This window comes from Nitrococcus sp. (assembly GCF_059432795.1).
Genome location: NZ_JBXWZQ010000224.1, coordinates 1 through 8,213 on the forward strand (window position 1 = coordinate 1; position 8,213 = coordinate 8,213).

Annotated in this window: 8 protein-coding genes and 1 tRNA gene; 4 read left to right on the forward strand and 5 right to left on the reverse strand. The window is 65.4% G+C overall.

The annotated features are described in order from the left end of the window. Window positions 1-156: 156 nt before the first annotated feature. A complete protein-coding gene (locus tag AC52Q4_RS15950) occupies window positions 157-678 on the forward strand; it encodes a hypothetical protein (protein ID WP_495537788.1) in 522 nt (173 codons plus the stop codon). 132 nt (window positions 679-810) lie between these two features. Here the strand turns inward: AC52Q4_RS15950 and AC52Q4_RS15955 are convergent. From AC52Q4_RS15955 to bfr, 5 genes are all read right to left on the reverse strand, one after another. After that, window positions 811-886: transfer RNA gene (locus tag AC52Q4_RS15955), tRNA-Thr, on the reverse strand. Window positions 887-1,026: 140 nt separating this feature from the next. Continuing rightward, the gene (locus tag AC52Q4_RS15960; RefSeq protein ID WP_495537789.1) at window positions 1,027-1,773 is read right to left on the reverse strand and encodes a type III pantothenate kinase; all 747 of its coding nucleotides are present in this window, start codon (window positions 1,771-1,773) and stop codon (window positions 1,027-1,029) included. Continuing rightward, a complete protein-coding gene (locus tag AC52Q4_RS15965; protein ID WP_495537790.1) occupies window positions 1,770-2,768 on the reverse strand; it encodes a biotin--[acetyl-CoA-carboxylase] ligase in 999 nt (332 codons plus the stop codon). The genes AC52Q4_RS15960 and AC52Q4_RS15965 overlap by 4 nt, the downstream gene beginning before the upstream one ends. A 10-nt stretch (window positions 2,769-2,778) precedes the next feature. Beyond that, window positions 2,779-4,086 (reverse strand): M18 family aminopeptidase, encoded by a 1,308-nt coding sequence (locus AC52Q4_RS15970; protein WP_495537791.1) that lies wholly within the window; start codon window positions 4,084-4,086, stop codon window positions 2,779-2,781. A gap of 156 nt (window positions 4,087-4,242) precedes the next feature. Further along, window positions 4,243-4,707 carry a bacterioferritin gene (gene bfr, locus AC52Q4_RS15975; protein ID WP_495537792.1) on the reverse strand — a complete coding sequence of 155 codons (465 nt, stop codon included), beginning with the start codon at window positions 4,705-4,707 and terminating at the stop codon, window positions 4,243-4,245. 570 nt (window positions 4,708-5,277) lie between these two features. Here bfr and glpK point away from each other — a divergent pair. The 3 genes from glpK to AC52Q4_RS15990 form a co-directional block, all read left to right on the forward strand. Continuing rightward, complete coding sequence (glpK, locus tag AC52Q4_RS15980) at window positions 5,278-6,807, forward strand: glycerol kinase GlpK (RefSeq protein ID WP_495537793.1); 1,530 nt, start codon at window positions 5,278-5,280, stop codon at window positions 6,805-6,807. Window positions 6,808-6,853: 46 nt separating this feature from the next. Beyond that, window positions 6,854-7,936, forward strand: a complete 1,083-nt coding sequence (locus tag AC52Q4_RS15985) for an ABC transporter permease (RefSeq protein ID WP_495537794.1) — start codon at window positions 6,854-6,856, stop codon at window positions 7,934-7,936. A 2-nt stretch (window positions 7,937-7,938) separates the two neighbouring features. After that, window positions 7,939-8,213, forward strand: a 275-nt coding sequence (locus tag AC52Q4_RS15990) for an ATP-binding cassette domain-containing protein (protein ID WP_495537795.1), incomplete at its 3' end; no start/stop codon positions are given.

The following is an 8,213-nucleotide window of genomic DNA, read 5'->3' on the forward strand; positions in this document are numbered from 1 at the left end:
CCGTTGCCTCTCGATCCGCCGTTCTGAGTACCCTCCAAGGACCGCGGCGCCGGCGCCGCGGTCATCCTCGTCGATCGTCCATCACCAATCGTGAAAATCAGCCCATCAAATTGGCTGACCGCTCTCACAGGTTGGGAATCTGGAGATGTTTTAGCGATGAGCAACGCCGATGCTGTGGGATTGCTAGGCGCTTTCACGGGGGTGGCTGCCCTCGTTTGGAACATCTACCGCGCGGCGCGCGAGGGCCCGGTGCTTAAGTTACGCCTTAATCAAGGAATGCGCTGGTACCAGCCGCCCGCCGGTTTTCTCGGTAATAGAGAGTACGCGCTCCTCAATGTCGCAAATGTCGGAACGCAGCCTACTACAGTGACCCACCTCGTGGGAACGCGGTACGCGCGTCCATGGCATCGCCTCCTGCGCCGCAAGCCGATCCGCCATTGGGTGGTTATGAATCCTGCCCCCGGCACAATCCCGGCCAAGCTCGCGCCGGGCGAGGAATGGAGTGGCTCCATCGAGCAGAGCGAGGTGGATCATGAATTGGTGGCCGCGGGGCATTTTTACGTCGGCGTGTACCACACATTCGGCGAGCGCCCGAAGATGATTCGCGTGAAGGAGAAGGACAAGAGGTTTCAGCCGCCTAAAGAAACCATCGGTGGTGAACCGCCCAAAACAGCGTAAAAGCAGAGTCGCAAACTAAGTGTCGGTGCGTCGCAAACCGCGCGTCGCGTTACAACTATTTTCCCGAGTGCGACCTATATGCGACCTACGGATTTTTCGGGTTTCTCGTTGTCTCGTAAGTCACTGTTTTAATGGAGCTGGCGAGAGGATTCGAACCCCCGACCGGCTGATTACAAATCAGCTGCTCTACCGACTGAGCTACGCCAGCTTGATTGTCCTGCAGTGGCTTCTGGCCGCGGCTAAGGTCAGCCGCTACCTTGCTTAAGGTTATCATAGCGCGGCGAGCGGCTTGGCTACAAAACGGGCCTCAGCACGGCACGGATTTCCCTCGGATTACTGCCTTTGACCTCAAATGGCGTTCTCGGCGAGCACGGCGAGCCCCTCCAGGACCAGATCGGGCAGGTGCTCGTAGTGACGGGCTAGCCAAGGGCGCAGCGATGCGGCATCTCCGCCGGTCAGAAGTGGCGGTAGAGTGAGACCGCTGCTCTCAACCAGTCGATCGACCAGACCGTCGATGAGCGCGGCAAGCCCCAGCAGAGTGCCGCCGCGGATGCCCTCGGGCGTGCTGGTGGCCAGCACCGTGATCTCCCCTTCTCCGACGGCCGGCAGCCGGTGCGTGCGCTCGGTGAGCGCGCGCCGCATCGCGCCGAGACCCGGCGCAATGACGCCGCCCAGGTGACGACCCGCGCCGTCGACGGCGTCGAGCGTCACGGCCGTGCCACAGTCGACCACGCACGCCGGCAGCAAACCCCGCCGCCGTGCGCCCACCATGGCCGCCCAGCGATCCGCGCCCAGCTCCGCCGGCTGTGGATAAGCGATCTCGATGCCACCTCCGGCATGCGGGGTAACGAGCCAACGTAAATTGCAGGCCCAGTAACGCTCGATCCAATCGGCGATCTCACGCTCAAGGCCCGGTGCGGCGACCGATACGCCGAGCACACCCGCGCGCGGGGGCTCGAGCGCCGCCCAGGCCGCCGCCAGCCCCGCCGGCATTTTCCCCTCGTGGGGCAAGGCGCCGGAGTTGCCGACGAGTCGGCCATCCCCCGCGAGGCCCCACTTGATCCGGCTGTTGCCGATGTCGAGCACGAGCGTCATTCGGCAAGCCTTACCCGCACGTCACCGCTGTAGAAACGCTGCAGACCGTATGGCGTCTCCAGCAGCAGCGCGCCCTGCGGGTCAATCCCCGCCATGCGGCCGCTTACGCTCGCAGCAGAGTGACGAATGACGACCTCGCGGCCGTGCAGCACATCGCGGCGCGGCCAGCGCTGGGTAAGAGCATCGTCGAGGTTGTCGGGGAAGGTTTCGCAGGCGTACACCAGCGCCGCCACCAGCGCCGCGGCAACCCGATTGCGTCCGGGCCGGCCGGCGCCGCCCGGCGCGTGCAGCAGACCCGTTGCGGGCTGATCGAGCTGCGAGGCCAGCGCGGGGGGCAACTGCCAATTGACGCCGACGCCGACGACCACCCGGCATGCCCCCATCGGGTCACCCGTGAGTTCGATGAGCACGCCGCCAAGCTTGCGCCCGTCCCGATACAGATCGTTCGGCCATTTGACGCCGAGCCCCTCGTAACCGAGCGCTTCCAGCGCGTCGGCAAGCGCCACGCCGACCACCAGGGCAAGCGCGCCGGGCCCGGTCGGCAAATCGCTATAGTCCCAACGCAACGACAGGTAAAGCCCGCCGCTCCAGGGCGACTCCCAGCGCCGCCCGCGCCGCCCGCGACCGCCGTGCTGGTGCTCGGCGAAAAGCACCCTTCGGTCGGCGCGGGCCTCCCCGAGTAGCGCCGCGTTGGTGGATTCGATGCTCGCCACCACGTCGAGCCGCTCCAGGCGTTCTTGCACCTGCGGGTGCAGATGGGAGGCGATGCTTGCCGCGCAGAGCGGTTCGATGGGCCAGCAGCTGCGATAGCCGCGTCCGGGCACGGCATCGATCTGCCCGCCCAGCTCCCGCAGTCGCTGTATGTGCTTCCAGACCGCGGCGCGGCTCACCCCAAGGCGGCGAGCAATGGCCTCGCCGGAATGGAATTGGCCGTCCGCGAGCAGCTCGAAAAGCCGCGCATCGCGCACTTCGCTCCGGTGTGTCGAGACCCGCACGGCCGGTCCCTCACACCTCGGCGAAGAATTCGCGCAGCGCGCGCACCATATAGCCGTGATCGAATGCCCCGGCACTCTCGCGAATGCTGTGCATGGACCACATCGGCGCGCCGATGTCGACGGTGCGCAAACCCAGCCGGGCCGCGCAGATGGGGCCGATGGTGCTGCCGCAGGGCAGGTTCGTGCGGTGAACGTAGCGCTGCCAGGGCACGCCGGCGCGATCGCAAAGCGCTTGGAAGTAGGCATCCCCCAACGCATCAGTAGCGTAGCGCTGCTTGGCATTGAGCTTGATCACCGGTCCCGCATTCACCCGCGGGGCGTGCGCCTCGTCGTAGTAGGCCGGGAAGTTGGGATGATAGGCATGCGCCATGTCGGCGCTGAGCAGCCAACCGTGGGCGAGCTCGCGGCGTAGCGCGGCACCCTCGGCGCCGAGCGCGGCGCCGATCGCTTCCAGCGTATCCGGCACGAAACGGCCGGCGGCGCCCTGATAACTCTCCGAGCCCACCTCCTCGTGATCGAGGCAGGCGATCATCGTTACCCCGGCGGCCGGCTCTGCCGCCAGTAGAGCCTCCAGCGCGGCGTGGCAGGAGGCGAGATTGTCGAGCCGGGGGGCAGCAATGAACTCCTCGTCCGGGCCGAAGAAAGCCCCTGGTTGGGTGTCCACTACCGCGAGTTCCCAGGAGCGCAGCCGGCGCGGCGGGATATCGAGCCACCCCGCGAGCCGCTCCCGAAACCGGTCCCCCTCGCCGCTCTGCACCGGCTCGCCGCATTCGAAGATCAGCGGCAGCTGATCCTGCGGATCAAAACGCAGGCCTTCCTCGTTGACGTTGCGATTCATGTGTATCGCCAAATTGGGCAGGCGCACCAAGGCCCCCGGATGGCGGTAGAGCCGCTCTTCCAGACCCGTTTCGCCCTGCACCAGCACGCGCCCCGCGAGCGTCAGATCGCGGTCGGCGAAGCTCGCGAGAATCGGCCCGCCGTAGATCTCCACCCCGAGCAGCGCCATTGCCCCGCGCACGAGCGCCCCGCCCGGCTTGACCCGCAGGCCCGGCGAATCCGTATGCGCCCCGACGATCCGCCAGCCCGCGCCCTGCAACGGGCGTTGACCGAGACGAAAGGCGATTATCGACGAGCCGCCGCGGATCACGTAGTAGCCTTTGCCCGGCTTCAGATCCCAGGCTTGCGCTTCATCCAGGGCGATGAAGCCCTGCTCGGTCAGCGCGCTCGCGAGCTGCGAGGCGGCATGCCACGGCGAGGGGCTCGCGTCGATGAATTCAAGCAAACGCCGCGCGGGCTCGCGTTCCGGGGGTGCCTGCATCGTCTTTGCCGACCTCCGAGCTCAAGGCGGTTCTCGATTCGGCCCATATTAGCATTGAATCCGGGCGGGACGCGGGCGAGCACCGTGTTCCGCCCCAAGATCGCGAGCAAAAAAAGCCCGACACGTGGCCGGGCCTTCCAGTCCGCATCACCGATCTTACATCTTGGACTGCAGGTAATTTTGGATGCCGATGCGGTCGATCAGCTCGAGCTGTGTCTCGAGCCAGTCGATGTGCTCTTCCTCGCCGTCGAGGATGTCCTCGAATAGCTCGCGGCTGACGTAGTCCTGCGTTGACTCGCAATGCGCGATGGCCTCGCGCAACAGCGGCACCGCGTCCCGCTCGAGCTTGAGGTCAAGCTCCAGCATTTCCTTCGGATTCTCGCCGACCAGCAGCTTGCCGAGATCCTGCAGATTCGGCAGGCCTTCGAGGAACAGGATCCGCTCGATGAGCTTGTCGGCATGCTTCATCTCATCGATGGATTCGTGGTACTCGTGCTCGTTGAGCTCATCCAGGCCCCAGTTCTTGTACATGCGGGCATGCAGAAAATACTGGTTAATCGCCGTCAGCTCATTGGTCAGCACGCGATTCAAATAATCGATAACCTTTTTGTCACCTTTCATGGCCAGGATCTCCGTTCAAAATGTTACCAGTACGATATGCCCGACAAGCTCTAATTTCAATAGCTAAGTTATTGATTTGACGTGATAAGTATTCTTGTTTCGATCCGCACTGGCATATAAGGCTGGTTCGTGACAAGGCGATTGGCAGGCGTTTTTGATCCGGATCGGGCCATTGAGCGGTGCATAAATAAAAAGGCCCGAGCACGAGGCCCGGGCCAAACTCAGCTACTACTCGCAGCAATGGTTGCATCACTCCCATCCCGCCAAGCCGATGCGATCAACATCAGCCATGGCTGTCTCGCAGAGTAGCCGCCCCGAACCCGCAAAACCGCGAACTCGCTCACAACCTTTGCGTAACGCGGCGTGAATCGTGGGCAGAACGCGGAATTCGGCGCAAAAAGGCGGTACGGTGGCGCGCGCGGCCAAATGCGGTGTCTCGTGCGAGCGCTTGACATTTGCCCTCGGCAACGAAACATTCCAAACAAATCAAGCTTGCCTCGATGAGGCAGGGTGGGCCACCGCCCCGGCGGACGTCCGGCCGCCGGCGGCTTAGCCGATAGGGGTCCAGACATGGCAACACGGCCGGCCATTCTCGCGGTGGATCAGGGCACGACGAGTTCACGCGCGATCGTCTTCGACACGCAGGGAGGCATTGTCGCCGCCGCGGCGCAGGAGATCCCGAATCTCTATCCGCAGGCCGGTTGGGTGGAGCAGCGACCCGAGGACATCTACCGCTCCACCGTGGCTGTCTGCCGTGATGCGCTCGCGGGCGCCGAGGCGGCCGGCGTCGAGGTGCTCACCATGGGCATCACCAATCAGCGCGAGACCACGCTGCTCTGGGACCGGCGCAGCGGCGAGCCCGTCCACAACGCCATCGTGTGGCAGGACCGGCGCACGGCGGACCATTGCGCGCTTTTGGGCAGTCAGGGGCACGCCGCCGAAATCACCGCGCGCACCGGACTGCTGCTGGATCCCTATTTTTCGGCGACCAAGCTCGCCTGGCTCCTGGAGCATATCGAGGGAGTGCGCCGCGATGCCGAAGCGGGGCGCCTGGCATTCGGCACGGTCGATAGCTATCTGCTCTGGCGCTTGAGCGGTGGCCGGGTCCACGCGACCGACGCCACCAACGCCTCGCGCACGCTGCTGTTCAACATTCACACTCAGCGCTGGGACGAGGATCTGCTGGCGCTGTTCGGCGTGCCGGCGACGGTTTTGCCCGAAGTCCACGACTGCGCCGCCGAGTTCGCCCGCACGGACGCGGCCCCTCTCGGGCGCGTGCTGCCGGTGCAGGGCATCGCCGGCGATCAGCACGCGGCCATGGTCGGTCAGGGCTGCTTCAGCCCGGGCATGGTCAAGAGCACCTACGGCACCGGCTGCTTTGCGCTGCTCAATACCGGCGCCCGGCCGGTGCCCTCGCAGAACCGTTTGCTCACCACGCTCGCGTACCGCATCAACGGCGAGCCGACCTACGCCCTGGAGGGCTCGATCTTTATCGCCGGCGCGGCGATCAAATGGCTGCGCGACTCACTCGGGTTGCTGCGAACCGCCGCGGAAAGTGAAGATTACGCGCGGCGCGTGGAATCGACCCGGGGCGTCTACTTCATACCGGCCTTTACCGGGCTCGGCGCCCCGCACTGGGATCCCCACGCCCGGGGGGCGCTGCTCGGCATCACTCAGGATACGGGTCCGGCGGAGATCGCTCGCGCGGCGCTGGAGTCGGTCTGCTATCAAACGCATGATCTCATGCTCGCCATGGCGAGTGGCGCCGGGGAATCCCCTCGGGAGCTGCGGGTCGACGGCGGCATGGCGGCCAACGCGTGGCTGCTGCAACGCCTGGCCGACCTGACCGGCGTGATCGTGGAGCGTCCGCGCGTGATCGAGACGACCGCTCTCGGCGCCGCCTACCTGGCGGGATTGCAGGCCGGCGTGTGGTCCTCTTGGGATGAAATCGGCCGGCACTGGCAGGCCGATGCCCGCTACGAGCCGGGGCTCACCGCGAGCGAGCGCGAGCAGTGCCTGCTCGGCTGGCAACAATCGCTCGAACGGGTCCTCACCGAGCACCATAACAAAGACAACCGCGATAGGAGCGCAGGTCATTAAGGATGGCTCTATAGCGGCCGCACGCGAGCCCGGACTGAAATGGCAAATGACGCAGCGCCGCATCATCTGCTCGGGGGAATGGACCGTGGAGCGGCTGGCCGCCGTCGAACGGCGGATTCGTCGCCAAGTGCCCGCGGTCAGCGGCGAATGGCGGATCAATTTGGCCGAAATCTCCGGCCTGGACACCGCCGGTGCCGTGATGGTGCAGCGGCTGTGCCACCGCTTGCGCAGTGGTGGGGCCAGCGTGCAGCTGGAGGAGGCGAGCGCCGAGCGCCAGGCCGTTCTCAAGCTCGCCGCCGGGGAGACGGGCCCTCCCCTGCAGCGCCCGCGTCGCAATCCTCTGGAGCAACTGGGCCGGCAGATCGCGCACGGCTGTCTCGGCACGACCGAGTATCTGGCGTTCATCGGTCGCTTCACGCTCGACAGCCTGCCCCGGCTGCTGCGCCCGCACCGCCTGCGCTGGCATGAGATCGCCGTGGAGCTCGAGCGCGCCGGAGTGAGGGCGATACCGATCACCGGCCTGCTGGCCTTTCTGATCGGTATCGTGATGGCCTACCAGAGCGGTGAGACCCTGCAGACCTACGGGGCCAACGTGTTCCTGGTCGATCTGCTGGGGATTATCATCCTGCGGGAGATGGGCCCGCTGATGACGTCGGTCATCGTTGCCGGACGCACGGGCTCGGCGTACACGGCGCAGATCGGCACCATGAGGCTCACCGAGGAGGTCGATGCGCTGCGCACCATGGGCGTCACTCCCTTCGAAATGCTGGTGCTGCCCAAATTCCTTGCATTGATCATCGCGTTGCCGTTGCTCACACTCTGGGCGGACGCCATGGGTCTGCTCGGTGGCATGCTGGTCGCGGATCTCCTGTACGGCGTGGACTTCGATGCCTTTCTCCAACGGCTGCCCACCGCGGTGCCGCCCACCATGCTTTGGGTCGGAATCTCCAAGACCCCCGTATTCGCCGCGCTGATCGCCAGCATCGGCTGTTACCAGGGCTTCCGCATCCGTTACAGCGCGGATGAAGTCGGCCGCTACACCACGATCAGCGTCGTCCAGGGCATATTCTGGGTGATCGTCGCCGACGCCGCGTTCTCGATTGCCTTCGTCAGCTGGCTCGGGCTCTGATCATGGCCGCGCCGGTCATACGGGTACGCGATCTGGTAACCCGACTCGGGGATCGGACCGTGCACAGCGGGCTGAATCTCGATGTCGAGAGCGGTCGCCTGATTGCGATCGCCGGTAGCAGCGGGGCGGGCAAAACCGTTCTTTTGCGGGCAATGGCGCTGCTGTTGCAACCTGTGGCGGGCACGGTAGAGATCTGCGGCCGAACCACGAAAACGCTCTCCCCTTCCACCGAGCGGGAGTTGCGTGGCCGAATGGGGGTCATGTTCCAGCGCGGCGC